Below are 14,984 nucleotides of genomic sequence, written 5' to 3'. Positions count from 1 at the left end.
AACACATGCGCAACAAGAATCGGTTTTGGACAGCAGCAATACTCTCTTTAATCCTTCTCGTCCTAGCCGCTTGCGGTACGACAGGAACAAGCCCTTCCCCTACAGGTGATACAGCCGCAACTCCATCTACGGGTGCTCCCAAAAGTGGCGGAAGCTTAATTATTGGTGTGGGCGATGACCCCAAAGCTCTAAACCAAATTTACGCGGGAGATCGAGTTACCCTGACGATCAACCAATCCTTGTACGCCCCTCTTTTCTCCATTATTGAAGGCAAAAAGTCGTTCGTGTTGGCAGAAAGCCTTACGCCTTCACAAGACTTTCTTAAATACACGCTCAAGCTAAAAAGCAATCTAACTTGGCATGACGGCCAAAAGCTGACAGCTGACGATGTTGTTTTTACGATTCAAAGCATTCTCGATGAAAAGCAGCATAGCTTCCTAAGAAGCTTGTTCGTTCTAGAAGGAAAGCCAATTACAGCTACCAAAATCGATGATACTACAGTTGAATTCATCCTTCCGCAAGTAACGGCCGCATTCGAAGGTGCACTTGTGCAGGTATTCCCGATTGCTAAACACATCTACACGGGTGAAGCAGATATGGAAAAGAGCGCCAAGAATAACAATCCTGTCGGCTCCGGGCCCTTCAAATTCAAAGAGTATAAGCCAAGCGAATATGTAACCTTAGAACGATTCGATGGGTTTGTCGGCGGGAAGCCTTATCTGGATTCCGTGACATATCGCGTAGCCAAAGATACGAATGCTGCCAATCTGGCCATGCAGAACGGCGAGATCAACATGAAGTTCATCGATCCGCAGGACAACAAGAAATTCACAGATATGGGTAAATTCAATATCGTTTCCTTCAACGAAGGGCGATTGGCCTATATGGCTTTTAACACGAATATTGAAGCGCTGAAGAAAAAAGAAGTTCGACAGGCTGTTGCGTACGCAATTAATAAAGAAGATTTGATTACCGCATCCTACACATCGCTTGATTTTGCAGAGCCGGCACCATCTGTGATTACACCGGATACTCTGTATCACAGCAAAGATGTTAACAATTACAAATATGACGTGAACAAAGCCAAAGAATTATTGAAAAGCGCTGGAGTAGATAAATTAAAGCTGCGCCTGGCCTATGTGAATTCGAACAAAGCGCAAACAAGCCAAGCGCTCTACATCCAGCAAAAGCTTAAGGACGTAGGCTTAGAAGTGGAGCCCCTTCCGCTCGATCCTTCTGCTTACAGCTCCAAGATGATGAACCCGAAAAACACTGATTTCGAGCTGTCAATGGGCGGTTACATTATGGGCTTTGAACCAGACGCTTATAAATCCTTATTCGTGAGTACGGAGGCCTACAACTATTCTCACTATGTCAATAAAGATTTCGATGCGATGTGGGCTAAGGCTGCGATCGAGACAGATGCCGCAAAGCGCGCTGACCTGTACAAGAAAATCCAACAATTCGTTGCCGATGAGATGTTGTTCTATCCGATTGCTTACACCAAATCCATTATTGTGGTAGACAAAAAATACGAAGGCTTGAAGGAAGCGATCACGAAGCCAGTCATTATGTTCGAGAATCTGGGTAAACTGTACGTGAAATAAAGGTACACACTTGATACGACAATAAGCTGATGCAGCATCAGCTTATTTTCATTCTATTGCAAGGTTGCAGGAGGGACACCGTATGAACCAACTAATATGGAGGAGACTGCTGCAGGCCATTCCGCTGCTGTTCTTTATCTCCGTCTTATCTTTCGCACTAATCAAGCTAGCCCCCGGCGATCCTGTCCAGTCGTTTGTAACCCCGAACATGAGTCCGGAGGACGTGGCAAGAATCCGTCATAATCTGGGCCTGGACAAGCCTGCTATTGTTCAATACGTGTTATGGCTGAAGAACGCGTTGAGAGGGGACTTAGGTTATTCGTTGATCAATCATCGTCCTGTACTCCAACAAGTATTAGACAGACTTCCTGCAACTGTAGGTTTGATGGGGGTTTCACTCGTTGTATCCTTGCTGCTCGCGATTCCACTCGGATTGCTGGCTGGAGCTAATAAGAACCGTTGGATCGATAAAGGCTTGAATTTCATTTCTTACATAGGGATATCGATTCCGAGCTTTTGGTTAGCTATTCTGCTAATTTATCTATTCGCCATCAAGCTGCATTGGTTACCGAGTATGGGCATGCGCACAATCGGCGTACATTCAGTCTGGGATATTATTAAACACGGGATTCTTCCCTGTATCGTGCTCAGCTTCATGAACTTCGCCGTCTACATGCGTTATGTCCGCTCCAACACGATCGGGCAGCTCCAGGAAGACTACGTGCAGCTTCAATTCGCCTATGGCTCCTCCAAGCGGGATGTGTTATTCCGACACGTGTTGAAAAATGTACTCCTTCCTGTTATTACAATCCTTGGATTGTCTCTGCCGGAGCTAATAGCAGGCGCAATCATTACAGAAACAGTCTTTTCTTGGCCGGGAATGGGATCATTCGGGGTCACAGCTATGTTCGGCTTCGATTATCCGATTATTATGGTTATTACGATGCTTACCTCCATTATGCTGGTTGTCGGGAATATGCTCGCTGATCTACTTTACACTGTGGCTGATCCCAGAATTAAGGCGGGGAATTAAGCGATATGAACAAACGAATATGGGACAATTTACGAAGAGAACTTCTGGAACGAAAGCTAGGATTAGCAGCACTCCTGTTGCTGGCTATATTTACGATTGCATCCTTGCTTGCCTTCCTTAGCCCCTATGACCCTAATCAAATTGTAGTGCAAGATCGACTGCAAGCTCCGAACGGCAATCATTGGTTCGGAACAGACGATTATGGGCGTGATTATTTCACAAGAGCCTTGTATGGAGGGCGTATCTCCCTTTCGGTAGCTTTTCTGGCCATGCTCATTGCCACCGTGGTTGGCACGGCAATAGGAACGATTAGCGGCTTCATTGGGGGTCGCTTGGATGCCTTGCTCATGAGACTTGTCGATATCTTCATGTCGGTCCCCTCTTTCTTGATCATGCTGATTGTAAGTGTGTATTTCAAACCAGGCATTCAGAACATCATCCTCATTATAGGCCTGCTTACTTGGATGAATATCGCAAGACTGGTTCGCGCAGAGACGCTGTCGATCAAAGAACGCGAATATGTGCTGTATGCAACAATATCGGGTCAAAGCCGATTAAGAACCATTACGATGCACATTATTCCGAATATTATATCTACCGTAATCGTATCGGCCACAATCAATATCGCAACTGCCATTCTAATGGAGTCTTCACTAAGCTTTCTCGGTCTCGGTATTCAACAGCCGAATTCATCCTGGGGCAGTATGCTGAATAATGCGCAAGGCTTCATAAGTGATGCCCCCTATTTGGCTATATTTCCGGGTTTGTTCATTTTACTGACTGTGCTCAGCTTCAATGTTTTAGGCGATTTGCTTCGAGTCGCCTTTGAGCCGCGGGTTAACCAACGGTAGAAAGGAGTGTGGCCCAACATGGCCCAACAGTTATTGGATGTACGGGATCTGAAAACTTCCTTCTTCACAAGAGCGGGAGAAGTGCAAGCGGTAAGAGGAGTAAGCTTCCAGATTGCAAAGGGAGAAGTTGTCGGCATTGTAGGAGAATCAGGAAGCGGCAAAAGCATCACGGCGAAGTCGATCCTTTCTCTTATCCCTCGCCCCGGCAAGATCATTGAGGGAACTGTCACTTTCGAGGGCCAGGATTTATTAAAGCTCTCCGAGAAGCAGATGCGTAAAGTTCGAGGTAATCAGATCGCCATGATCTTCCAAGACCCGATGACTTCCTTGAACCCGGTACGCACCATTGGAGGTCAGCTAATCGAAGTTATGATGCGTCATCGTCATCTTAGTAAACGTGAGGCTGAAGCTCGAGCAGTGGAGTTGCTTACGCTTGTGGGTATCTCTTCCCCTGTGGAGAGGATGAACCAGTATCCACATGAATTCAGCGGCGGAATGAGGCAGCGCGCCATGATCGCGATGGCGTTATCCTGCGAACCTGAGCTATTAATAGCAGACGAACCTACAACTGCACTCGATGTTACCATACAAGCGCAAATTCTAGACCTGATGAAGGATTTGCAGAGGAAGACAAATACGGCTATTATGCTGATCACGCATGACTTGGGAGTCGTTGCACAAATATGTACGCGAGTCGTTGTTATGTACGGAGGGCTCGTTATGGAGGAAGGACCTGTGGATGAAATATTCTACAAGCCTCAGCATCCTTATACTATAGGTCTTCTGCGTTCTGTTCCGCGCATACAGAAGGGGGTTCGTGAGAGGCTGGTCCCGATTGAAGGGACACCTCCGGATCTGCTGCACCCGCCTCCCGGATGTCCTTTTGCCGGAAGATGTCCTCATACGATGGATATATGCTCCGAGCGTCCTCCTTATTATGATGCCGGGTCAGAGCATCGTTCCCTGTGTTGGTTGCTCGATCCGAATATTAATGAGAAAGAAGGATCGAAACTTGGCAAATAAGATCAAACAAATGGAAGATGTTCCTCTTATTCAAGTAAAGAATCTCAAGAAATCTTTTCCGACTAAGAAAAGCTTGTTCGGCCGTACGATTCAGGAAGTAAAGGCTGTGGATGACGTATCGTTCGATATTAACCGTGGAGAAACCTTTGGCCTGGTGGGGGAATCCGGCAGCGGCAAATCCACAACTGGAAGAAGCATTATTCGCCTATACGACGTTAGTGACGGTGAGATTCTGTTCGACGGACATAATCTCGCTCATTTTAACGAGCGGCATATGAAGCCGTTCCGTAGAAGAATGCAAGCGATATTCCAGGACCCCTACTCTTCCTTGAACCCCGCTCTGACGGTGACCGAACTGATCGGCGAGCCTCTGGCCATTCATGGAGTACATTCAGCGAAAGAACGCAAGGAAGTCATTGTGGATTTACTGGAGAAGGTCGGCTTGAAAAAAGAACACGCTGACCGTTATCCGTACGAATTCAGCGGCGGTCAGCGGCAGCGGATAAGCATTGCGCGCGCTTTATCGGTGAAACCGGAGTTTGTCCTGTGCGATGAGCCTATCTCCGCCTTAGATGTGTCTGTCCAAGCTCAAGTGGTGAATATGCTGGAGGATATTCAGACAGAGCTCGGCTTAACCTACTTGTTCATCGCTCACGACTTATCTATGGTCCGCCATATCTCGGATCGAATCGGAGTCATGTACCTCGGCAGTCTTGCGGAAATAGCAGAGAGCGATGAGCTGTATGAGCACCCTGCACATCCTTACACACAAGCCTTGCTGTCCGCTATACCAGTGCCAGATCCTCGTGCTGCCAAACGAGACCGCATCGTATTAACAGGAGACATACCTAGCTCTCTCGCCCCGCCTTCCGGCTGCAAGTTTCGTACACGCTGTCCTCACGCCATGACTCAGTGTGCTGAGGAAGCACCCCGTATGAAGGAAATATCCAAGGGGCATTGGGTGGCCTGTCACTTGTACGATAAATGATCATGGAAAAAGGGTGAGAATATGAATGCGAATGATCAGAGCAGAATCAAAGTATCACAAAATACAGCCATTCTGATTGAAGCTGCCCGTTCTTCCGGGTTATCGGATGAAACGCTGCTGCATGAGGCGAAGAGCGGGAATTTAGAAGCTTTTCATGGGATTGCTGAGGGTGAATTGGACTTCAATAATTTGATTGAGTATGCCTCGGAGAATCCGGACAAGCTGGAGCAAGCAGTCCGACATGGGTACCAAATTACGTTCAACACCATTAACGGGATGAAATATTACATCGGCCTGACATACGGGAAGCTGAGGGAACGGGATTATCCGAATTTCCCGGACCGTATTGAGGGATTGAAATTACGGCAGGAGGAATTAGACGAGCTTCGGTTAAGCTTATCTCCTTACTGGATCATAACCGAGACCTCGCGAGAGGAACAGCAGGATCGTATTACGGTGAGTATTACTCAACAGAAAGCTACATCATAGTTAAGGAGGGAGACTTCTTTCCTCCCTCCCTCCTTACTACTCATAAATATACTAGCCCTTAACCCTTGCGATACAAAGCCCGTCGTATGCTGGTAACAGAGTACTCTCCAGCCTTGGGTCCGAAGCAATCATCTGATTGAACTTACGCATCACTTGAACCGAATTGGAAGTTACTTTCGGATCGATCACCCGTCCGCGCATCAAGGAATTATCCCCTACTATGACCGCTCCAGGGTTAGCCAGACGAATGGCCCATTCCAGATAATTCACGTAATTCCCTTTGTCTGCATCTATGAAGTAGAAGTCGAAACGTATCCCCTCTTGCTCCAATTGCTTCAAACTATCAAGCGCTTCCCCAATCCGATATTCCACCTTGTCTCCAAGACCCGCATCAGTCAGGTGCTTGCGCGCAACAGCAGCGAACTCTTCTTTTAGCTCCAGAGAAATAAGACGACCTTCTTCGCTTAATCCTCTAGCCAAACAAATTCCGCTATAGCCGCCCAACGCCCCTATCTCAAGAATTCGTTTCGCCCCTTTCATGCGGGCTAACATCGTTAGCAGTCGACCGTAACCGGCTGCAATCGAGATCTCTGGCATCCCGTTAGCCCGAATCCCCTCAAGCACTCGAACCAGGTCTGCATCTTCTTCATACAAGCTCTCCGCATATTGTTCTGCAGTCAACAGTTGTTCTGTCATTCTCCATACCCCTCTTCTATGTAGTAAAAACGGTTTCGCATCGAATCATTTGTATCAACTTGCTGTTTCGCCTATACTTAATTGTATGATTTCCCAAAGGGGAAGGCAAACCATAAACGGAGTGAATGAACTTGACCGAACGAATACAGTTAGTGGCAACAGCCCCGATGGGCCTGGAAGCCGTAGTTGCACGGGAAGTGCGAGATCTCGGATACACCGATGTCCGTGTAGAGAATGGCAGAATTGCATATTGGGCTGATCCATTAGCCATTTGCCGTTCAAATCTATGGCTGCGAACTGCAGACCGAGTACTTATTAAATTAGGTGAATTCAAGGCGACTACTTTCGATGAGCTGTTCGAGGGTACCAAAGCATTGCCATGGCCGGATTGGATTCCTGGTCACGCAGAATTCCCTGTGAATGGACGCTCGCATAAATCACAATTATCCAGTGTTCCTGCTTGCCAAGGGATTGTAAAGAAAGCCATTGTGGAGAAAATGAAGCTGCGATACAACACCGAGTGGTTTCCGGAGGATGGCCCGCTCTACGTGATTGAGGTCTCGCTGCTGAATGATATAGCGACTCTTACACTCGACACGAGCGGTATAGGGCTGCACAAGCGCGGCTACCGCAAGCTTGTCACAGAGGCGCCGTTGAAGGAGACCATGGCCGCTGCCATGGTATTACTGAGCCGCTGGCGGCCAGGCAGGCCCTTGCACGACCCGTTCTGCGGGTCGGGCACGATTCCGATCGAGGCTGCAATGATCGGGTGGAACTTGGCGCCGGGACTCCGGCGCACTTTCGACGCCGAGGCGTGGGACGCGGTGCCGCAGGCACTGTGGCAGCGAGCGCGTGAGGAGGCGTACGATCTTGTGCGCGACGACGAGCCGCTCGAGATCGTCGGCTCGGATATCGACCGCGAGGCGATCGAGGTCGCGTTAGCTGCCGCCAAAGGCGCCGGCTTGTCCACGGAGATCTCATTCTACGAGACTCCGGTGGGCAAGTGGCAGCCGCAAGGCGACTACGGCTGTATCATCACGAACCCGCCCTATGGGGAGCGGATCGGCACATCTGAAGAGGTGGAGCAGGTCATCCGACAGCTCGGCTCCATCTATAAGCGGCTCGACACTTGGTCCGCTTTCATCTTAAGCCCAAGCAAGCAGTTCGAGCATTACTTCGGCCGTCCAGCGGATAAGAAACGGAAGCTGTTCAACGCCCGGATTGAATGCGCGCTGCTGCAGTACATGGGACCTCTTCCGCCGCGTCGAACAGACGAGCAGCCTCATAGTTAACAATCCGGTTCTAATCGTTTATAAGGCAGGTGCCTGATGAATACAGCGGGGATATATTTGCGCTATAAGCATTACTTCGCTTTTGCCTTCGGCCCGAATCGCCATTCCGGCAACTTGGGAATTGTGCGATTCGGGGGCCATATTGAGAATGGTGAATCTCCGGTTCAATGTGCGATAAGGGAAGCCAAGGAGGAGACGAATCGGGATGTCGTCCTTCTGCCGTCAACTCAGTCCTTTTATCTGGAATCTACTGCTGGTAGTTTCGAACTGATCCTATCCCCTTACACCCAAGAAGAGCCGCTGCATGAAGTAGACCCTATCTTAGTATCGCTCCATAATGCGATGTTCTGGGCCCGTACATTCGAAGAACCTGAACTAAGCGGGGAAACGAAAGGGATTATTCTACTCAGTGATCAGGAAATAATGAAGCTTTGCGAACCAGACACCAGTTACACTTATGGGGAATTCCAAGCCTGGGGCGGTCGAAGCACTACACGCCGACCGTATCCTGAGCACCTGAAGCTTGAGCCTTTTGTCCAACTTCGTTTTTTGGCATGGTTATTGAAAGCGCACCCCGACTTGATTCATAAGGTTTTTGCTCAGTAATTGATATAGACACAAATAAACCAGGAGACGGAGTGTGGACCCCGGCTACCTGGTTATTTATTTACCAACTACTTTAGTCTTCTTCGAGGGCGGGAGAACCATTTGATCCAAACGTTTCCTTCATCGTCACGAAAAAATTTAACGCCTATTAATTTCAAAGGTGTCCATATTTCCTGAAAAAAATAGTTCGGCATCAGCCCCGCCTCTTTCCCTATTATTGATTCATATTGCTAATAAGCTCATTTAATACACGATTAGCATCCTCATACGGAGTTTGACATGTTCCTGCCGGCTTATGCCCTCCACCGCCATATTGCAGCATCAAAGCGCCAACATCGACCGTCGAGGTTCGGTTAATAATGCTATGACCGCAGGCAAATACACAATTCTGTTTACCTTTGCCTTCCACAATCCAGATCGATATATTTTGCTCCGGAAACAGAGCATAGATCATAAACCGATTGCCTGGGTATATCGTCTCCACCCCGCGCAAATCGGTCACAATTACGTTACCGACGGTAGTCGTGTATTGACGCAGCATTTCCTGATAAGGCGCGTTCAGCTCATAATAACGTTTCACACGTTCTTGCACATCCGGAGAGTTCAGGATCTCTTCTGCACCCTTGTTCCCAATCTCATCTACCAGCTTCTCCATCAGTTGATAGTTACTAATCCGATAATCATGGAATCTGCCAAGTCCCGTCCTTGAATCCATCAAGAAGGATAACAAGTCCCAACCTTCGGGGTTCAAGATTTCCTGTGCGTTGAATTGCGCGGAATCCGCTTTATCGACTCCCGCCATAATATCGTCTATATCGCCAAACCGTTCTCGACCGCCATAATAATCATACACAACACGCGCCGCGCTTGGAGCGATCCGTGTCTCTCCCTCATAGGCAACAGGCTCTCCCATGCGTTGGAGTTCACTGGAGTGATGGTCGAACCATAACCCGCAGCCCGGAGCATATGGCAGGTTAGCCAATATATCGTTAGACGTAACTTCAACTAGACCGTCTTGAACGTCCTTGGGATGTACGAATTTCATCTCATCCACCATGCCCAGCTTCTTAAACAACATGGCGCAAACCAATCCATCGAAATCTGATCGTGTGATTAATCTCATTTTATCTCCTACTTCCATAAAAAATGATCCTAAAGTACTATATATTCTGGATTGTCCCATAATATTCCTGCTTTTCCTCATTAAAAACAGAAAAAAAGAAGCATTCTTCGTTCCGAGAAACGAAAAATGCTTCTTTTGACTTACGTAAAGCATGACTTACTTGACGATGGAATGAATCGGATGACCCAAGGCAACTTCTGCCGCTTCCATCGCGATCTCACCTAACGTTGGGTGAGCATGGATCGTGAGTGCAATATCTTCAAGCGTAGCTGCCATCTCGATAGCAAGGCCCATCTCAGCAATCAGATTGGACGCTTCCGGACCTACGATTTGGGCACCCAGCAATAGGCCTGTATCTTTGTCGCCTACAAGCTTAACGAACCCATCTCCTGCATTCATCGTAAGCGCTCGGCCATTAACAGCGTAGTTGAATTTTCCTGTTACTACATTTGATCCTTGCGCTTTCGCTTCCGTTTCGCTTAGACCCACACTTGCTATCTCTGGATCCGAGAAGACGACAGCCGGAATCGCTTTGTAATCAATAACACTGGATTTCCCTGCAATTACTTCAGCTGCAACTTTTCCTTCATAGGAAGCTTTATGAGCTAGTGCGGGGCCTGCCACAATGTCTCCGATCGCATAAATATTCGTGACACTTGTTTTGCATTGGGCGTCAATATCGATATATCCGCGTTCGTTCATTTTTACACCAATGGATTCTAAGCCAAGATCGGAAGTGTTCGGACGGCGGCCTACGGTTACCAGAACATAATCGGCCGTAAGCTCCTTGTCTTCACCTTTCACAGTATAGGATACTGTGACATCCGAGTCAGTCACCCTAGACTCCTTCGCCAATGCTTCAGTAACCACGTCCACATTAACCTTTTTCAGGTTACGGCTCACGAAGCGAGAAAGTTCTTTCTCGAATCCCGGCAGAATGGTGTCTGAGCCTTCCAGAACCGTTACTTTCGTTCCGAACTTAGCGAAGGTTTGACCCAATTCAATCCCAATATATCCGCCGCCTATAACAATCAGGCTTTTCGGAATTTCCGACAATGCCAATGCCTCTGTAGAGGATAAAATTCGTTTGCCGTATTTGAATGCTTTAAGCTCAATTGGAGTCGAGCCCGTTGCAATAATACATTGATTGAACTTATATTGAGAAGCTTCATTCTCGGTCGCTACACTCACAACACTCTCATTGACAAAGAATGCATCCCCTTGAATGACTTGTACTTTATTGCCCTTGAGAAGCGATGCAACCCCGCCTGTCAGCTTCTTTACAACCGTGTTTTTCCACTCTTGCACTTTATTGAAATCAATCTTGACACCTTCGGCTGTAATTCCGATCTCCGAAGCATGTGTCATGGTCTCATATTGATGAGCGGCATTAATCAGCGCTTTGGATGGAATACACCCGCGATTCAAGCAAACTCCGCCCACTTCCGCACGATCCACTACAACGACTGATTTCCCTAGCTGTGCAGCCCTGATAGCAGCCACGTAACCTCCAGGTCCGGAACCGATAACCAATACGTCTACATCCGTAGTAAATGTTCCTACAACCATGTTGTTACACCTCCATTACAAGCAATTGCGGATCTTCCAGCAACGACTTGATGTAATTCATCGCATTTTGTGCGGTAGCTCCATCAATCAAGCGGTGATCAAAGCTCAGTGACAATGCCATAACTTTACCAATAACAATCTGGCCGTTCTTCACAATTGGTTTCTCGGAAATACGTCCTGTACCTAGGATGGCCACTTCAGGATAATTAATTACTGGAGTGAAGAACATCCCTCCTGCCGAGCCGATATTCGTGATCGAGATCGTGCCGCCCTTCATCTCGCTCAAGGCTAACTTACCGTCACGACCGCGTGTTGCAAGGTCTTTGATCTCATTCGCGATCGACCATACGTTCTTGCGGTCTGCATCTGCCACTACAGGTACGATCAGACCATTATCCGTATCGGTAGCAATACCGATGTTGTAATATTTCTTGTACACCACTTCGCTCTTCTCATCATCGATCGATGCGTTAAGTGCCGGGAATTGACGAACGGCAGCAACCAGTGCCTTCACGATGAAAGGAAGATAGGTTAACTTGACGCCCTTCTTCTCAGCCAGTGGCTTAGCTTTCTCACGCAATTCCACCAATGCCGTTACATCTACCTCGTCCATGATTGTAACGTGAGGCGCAGTGTATACCGACTTCACCATGGCGTTCGCGATCGCTTTACGAATTCCCTTAAGCGGTACGCGTTCTTCAACGCGATCTCCTGCCACTGCTGCAGCCGTTGAAGCAGAAGCTTTACTCTCACTCGCGGTTTCTGCGCCTGCTTGTTCGCCGTTTGCTGCCTGCGCTGCTTGGCCGCCGCCCGCTTCGAAGCTTAACACATCTTCCCGTGTAACCTGGCCGTTCCGGCCGGTACCACGCACTTGGGCGATGGCTACGCCCTTCTCGCGAGCGAGCTTACGTACGCTCGGCGTCGCCAGCACCGCGCCGCTTGGTTCTGGCGCAGCAGCCGCTGCACTCGCTGTTCCGCCTGCACTTGCAGTATTAGACGCGGTTTCCAGCTTCACATTCGCTACCTTATCGGCTACCGAACCGCCAACGGCAGGCTGAGCCGCTTCTTGCGATGGCGCCTCAGGCTGTTTCTCAGGCGCTGCAGCCGGAGCCGCATGTCCAGCATCGCCGTGACCTGCATGGACGTCAGGCGGCAATTCGCCTTCGACGTCAATCGTCGCGAGGATGTCTCCTACTACGGAAACCGTTCCCTCGCTTACTTTGATCTCAACGATTTTACCTGTTACAGGTGAAGGAACCTCAACGGTTGCTTTATCATTCTGCACATCCATAATCGTTGCATCTTCTTGAATCGTATCACCAGGCTTCACATGCCATTTGACGATTTCGCCTTCATGCAAGCCTTCCCCCAATTCAGGGAGTCTGAAGTTATAAATAGCCACTAGTTCTTCCTCCTCCATTCACCCCACAAAGTGAAGTGTCACTCTGAAGCTAATTCGGATTACTTTCCGGGGGCCCCGGTATTCATTAGAAATCAAGAACCTTATTCAAACCGTCAATAATACGAGCTGGATTCGGTAACCACTCTTCTTCAATTTGCGGGAAGCCCATAACCGTATCCGGCGAAGCTACACGCAATACTGGGGCTTCTAAATGAAGAATCGCTTTTTCACTAATCTGAGCAATCACTTCAGCCGCAACACCTGCAGACCTCTGAGCTTCTTGTACCACAATGGCCCGGTTAGTCTTTTTAACGGACTCTACAATTGTATCTATATCTAACGGGCTAAGTGTGCGCAAGTCGATAACTTCAATTTTGGCCCCGCGGGATTTCTCAATTTCTTCTGCTGCTTTGAGAGAAGTGTGAACCATAGCACCATAAGTAATGATTGTAGCATCTGTTCCTTCACGAACAATATTCGCTTTGCCAAGAGGTACTACATAATCTCCTTCAGGCACTTCAGCACGGAATGATCTGTATAATTTCAGGTGCTCCAAAAAGAAGACCGGATCGTTGTCACGAATCGCTGCGATAAGCAGTCCTTTTGCATCATAAGGATTGGAAGGACATACTACCTTGATACCCGGAGTTTGAATCATCAAGCCTTCCAGACTGTCACAGTGCAGCTCAGGAGCCTTCACACCGCCGCCAAAAGGGGTACGGAATGTAATCGGACTGTTGTACTTGCCGCCTGAACGGTAACGCATACGGGATGCTTGAGCAACAATCGAATCCATCATTTCAAACATAAAACCGATAAACTGGATCTCGGCAATTGGACGGAAACCCATCACGCCTAGACCAACTGCAAGACCGCCAATCCCAGATTCCGCCAGTGGCGTATCAAATACCCGATCTTCGCCAAACTGCTTCTGCAAGCCTTCCGTTGCCCGGAAAACCCCGCCTACATTCCCTACATCTTCTCCAAAAATCAATACGTTCGGATCGCGCTCGAGCTCAACGCGCATCGCATCCGTAATCGCTTGAATCATCGTCATTTGTGCCATGGCTTAATGATCCCCTTTCGCAGCGGTATAAGCCGCCTTCTGCTCTTGCAATTGCTGGGTCGGCGTCTCGAACATGCTGTCGATAAGACCAGGAATCGTCATCTTCTCAGTGGACTCAGCTTTTTTGATTTGTTCAGCTACTGTTTCCTTAGCTTCCTCGGAAGCTTTATTCTCATCTTCTTCCGTCCAAAGCCCTTTGGACTCCAGATATTTACGGAAACGAACTAGCGGATCTTTGGTTGCCCATTCCGCTTCTTCATCTTTGGTGCGATATTTGGTTGGATCGTCTCCGGACATGGAGTGAGGAGAGAACCGATATGTGATGGCTTCAATAAGAGTTGGACCTTCACCGTTGCGGCCGCGTTCAACTGCATCTGCCGTTGCTTTGTATACAGCCAGTACATCCATTCCGTCGACTTGAACGCTACGAATTCCTGCAGCAAGACCTTTCTGAGCTATCGTCTTCGCAGCCGATTGCTTATCACGAGGCGTTGAGATCGCATAGCCATTGTTCTGCACGACAAATATGACAGGCAGCTTAAAAGCTCCCGCAAAGTTCATTCCTTCATAGAAGTCACCTTGTGAAGAACCGCCGTCACCTGTATATGTTATAACTACATTGTTTTGTTTGCGTTTTTGGAATCCCATTGCAATGCCCGCTGCTTGTACAATTTGCGCTCCGATGATGATTTGCGGCATTAGCACATTCACGTCATCCGGAATTTGACCGCCATGCTGATGGCCTCGGGAGTATAGGAAAGCCTGATACATGGGCAACCCATGCCATACGATCTGCGGCATATCCCGGTATCCTGGACATACGAAATCTTCCTTCGTCAATGCGTATTCGCTGCCGATCATGGATGCTTCCTGACCGGAAACCGGAGCATAGAACCCCAATCTGCCTTGACGGTTCAAGCTGACTGCACGTTGATCCCATACGCGAGTAAACACCATACGGCGCATAAGCTCACGTAATTGTTCATCGCTTAAGTTCGGCAAAGCTTCTTGATCAATAACTGCTCCGTCTCCGGAAAGAATCGTTAACGGCTGAATCTCTTCCATCCTGACTTCGGATAAAGATTTGCTCATGGCAATCACCTCGAACTAGTATTGTTTGCTGCCTTATTCAAAAACTGTTATAGTATATTACATAAGCTGTATCAAGAAACTGTATAAGTCTGTACTTGTAGAATGCAGTTTCCTTGATAATATCAAGTATAACAGGGCACTATCATT

The 14,984-nt window shown here is 48.2% G+C and carries 14 protein-coding genes; 8 read left to right on the top strand and 6 right to left on the bottom strand.

Annotation, left to right across the window (positions count from 1 at the left end):
• Window positions 1-5: 5 nt before the first annotated feature.
• From AC58QD_RS18345 to AC58QD_RS18320, 6 genes are all read left to right on the top strand, one after another.
• Window positions 6-1,607 carry an ABC transporter substrate-binding protein gene (locus AC58QD_RS18345; RefSeq protein ID WP_497335838.1) on the top strand — a complete coding sequence of 534 codons (1,602 nt, stop codon included), beginning with the start codon at window positions 6-8 and terminating at the stop codon, window positions 1,605-1,607.
• An 82-nt stretch (window positions 1,608-1,689) separates the two neighbouring features.
• Window positions 1,690-2,640: an ABC transporter permease gene (locus tag AC58QD_RS18340; RefSeq protein ID WP_497335836.1), complete on the top strand. Its 951-nt coding sequence runs from the start codon at window positions 1,690-1,692 to the stop codon at window positions 2,638-2,640.
• 5 nt (window positions 2,641-2,645) lie between these two features.
• Window positions 2,646-3,491: an ABC transporter permease gene (locus tag AC58QD_RS18335; protein ID WP_497335834.1), complete on the top strand. Its 846-nt coding sequence runs from the start codon at window positions 2,646-2,648 to the stop codon at window positions 3,489-3,491.
• Window positions 3,492-3,509: 18 nt separating this feature from the next.
• On the top strand, window positions 3,510-4,514 hold the full coding sequence (locus AC58QD_RS18330) for an ABC transporter ATP-binding protein (protein WP_497335832.1): 1,005 nt from the start codon (window positions 3,510-3,512) through the stop codon (window positions 4,512-4,514).
• 10 nt (window positions 4,515-4,524) lie between these two features.
• Window positions 4,525-5,502 carry an ABC transporter ATP-binding protein gene (locus AC58QD_RS18325; RefSeq protein ID WP_497335896.1) on the top strand — a complete coding sequence of 326 codons (978 nt, stop codon included), beginning with the start codon at window positions 4,525-4,527 and terminating at the stop codon, window positions 5,500-5,502.
• Between the two features lie 21 nt (window positions 5,503-5,523).
• A complete protein-coding gene (locus AC58QD_RS18320) occupies window positions 5,524-5,991 on the top strand; it encodes a hypothetical protein (protein ID WP_497335830.1) in 468 nt (155 codons plus the stop codon).
• Between the two features lie 51 nt (window positions 5,992-6,042).
• On the opposite strand, the gene AC58QD_RS18315 is transcribed toward AC58QD_RS18320, so the two are convergent.
• Window positions 6,043-6,687: an O-methyltransferase gene (locus AC58QD_RS18315; protein ID WP_497335828.1), complete on the bottom strand. Its 645-nt coding sequence runs from the start codon at window positions 6,685-6,687 to the stop codon at window positions 6,043-6,045.
• A gap of 131 nt (window positions 6,688-6,818) precedes the next feature.
• Between AC58QD_RS18315 and AC58QD_RS18310 the strand changes: the two genes are divergently transcribed.
• A complete protein-coding gene (locus tag AC58QD_RS18310; protein ID WP_497335826.1) occupies window positions 6,819-7,979 on the top strand; it encodes a THUMP domain-containing class I SAM-dependent RNA methyltransferase in 1,161 nt (386 codons plus the stop codon).
• Between the two features lie 36 nt (window positions 7,980-8,015).
• Window positions 8,016-8,585 carry an NUDIX hydrolase gene (locus AC58QD_RS18305; RefSeq protein ID WP_497335824.1) on the top strand — a complete coding sequence of 190 codons (570 nt, stop codon included), beginning with the start codon at window positions 8,016-8,018 and terminating at the stop codon, window positions 8,583-8,585.
• A 214-nt stretch (window positions 8,586-8,799) separates the two neighbouring features.
• Here the strand turns inward: AC58QD_RS18305 and AC58QD_RS18300 are convergent, their stop codons facing one another.
• The 5 genes from AC58QD_RS18300 to pdhA form a co-directional block, all read right to left on the bottom strand.
• Window positions 8,800-9,708: an exopolyphosphatase gene (locus AC58QD_RS18300; protein WP_497335822.1), complete on the bottom strand. Its 909-nt coding sequence runs from the start codon at window positions 9,706-9,708 to the stop codon at window positions 8,800-8,802.
• A 156-nt stretch (window positions 9,709-9,864) separates the two neighbouring features.
• Complete coding sequence (gene lpdA, locus AC58QD_RS18295; RefSeq protein WP_497335820.1) at window positions 9,865-11,277, bottom strand: dihydrolipoyl dehydrogenase; 1,413 nt, start codon at window positions 11,275-11,277, stop codon at window positions 9,865-9,867.
• A gap of 4 nt (window positions 11,278-11,281) precedes the next feature.
• The gene (locus AC58QD_RS18290) at window positions 11,282-12,679 is read right to left on the bottom strand and encodes a dihydrolipoamide acetyltransferase family protein (RefSeq protein ID WP_497335818.1); all 1,398 of its coding nucleotides are present in this window, start codon (window positions 12,677-12,679) and stop codon (window positions 11,282-11,284) included.
• A gap of 85 nt (window positions 12,680-12,764) precedes the next feature.
• Entirely contained in the window at window positions 12,765-13,745 is a 981-nt protein-coding gene (locus AC58QD_RS18285) for an alpha-ketoacid dehydrogenase subunit beta (protein WP_497335816.1), read from the bottom strand.
• Between the two features lie 3 nt (window positions 13,746-13,748).
• Window positions 13,749-14,837 carry a pyruvate dehydrogenase (acetyl-transferring) E1 component subunit alpha gene (pdhA, locus tag AC58QD_RS18280; protein WP_497335814.1) on the bottom strand — a complete coding sequence of 363 codons (1,089 nt, stop codon included), beginning with the start codon at window positions 14,835-14,837 and terminating at the stop codon, window positions 13,749-13,751.
• Between the last annotated feature and the right edge of the window lie 147 nt (window positions 14,838-14,984).

It is taken from the genome of Paenibacillus sp. J2R1T-4, assembly GCF_059692235.1.
This window is presented reverse-complemented; position numbering and strand designations above follow the sequence as displayed.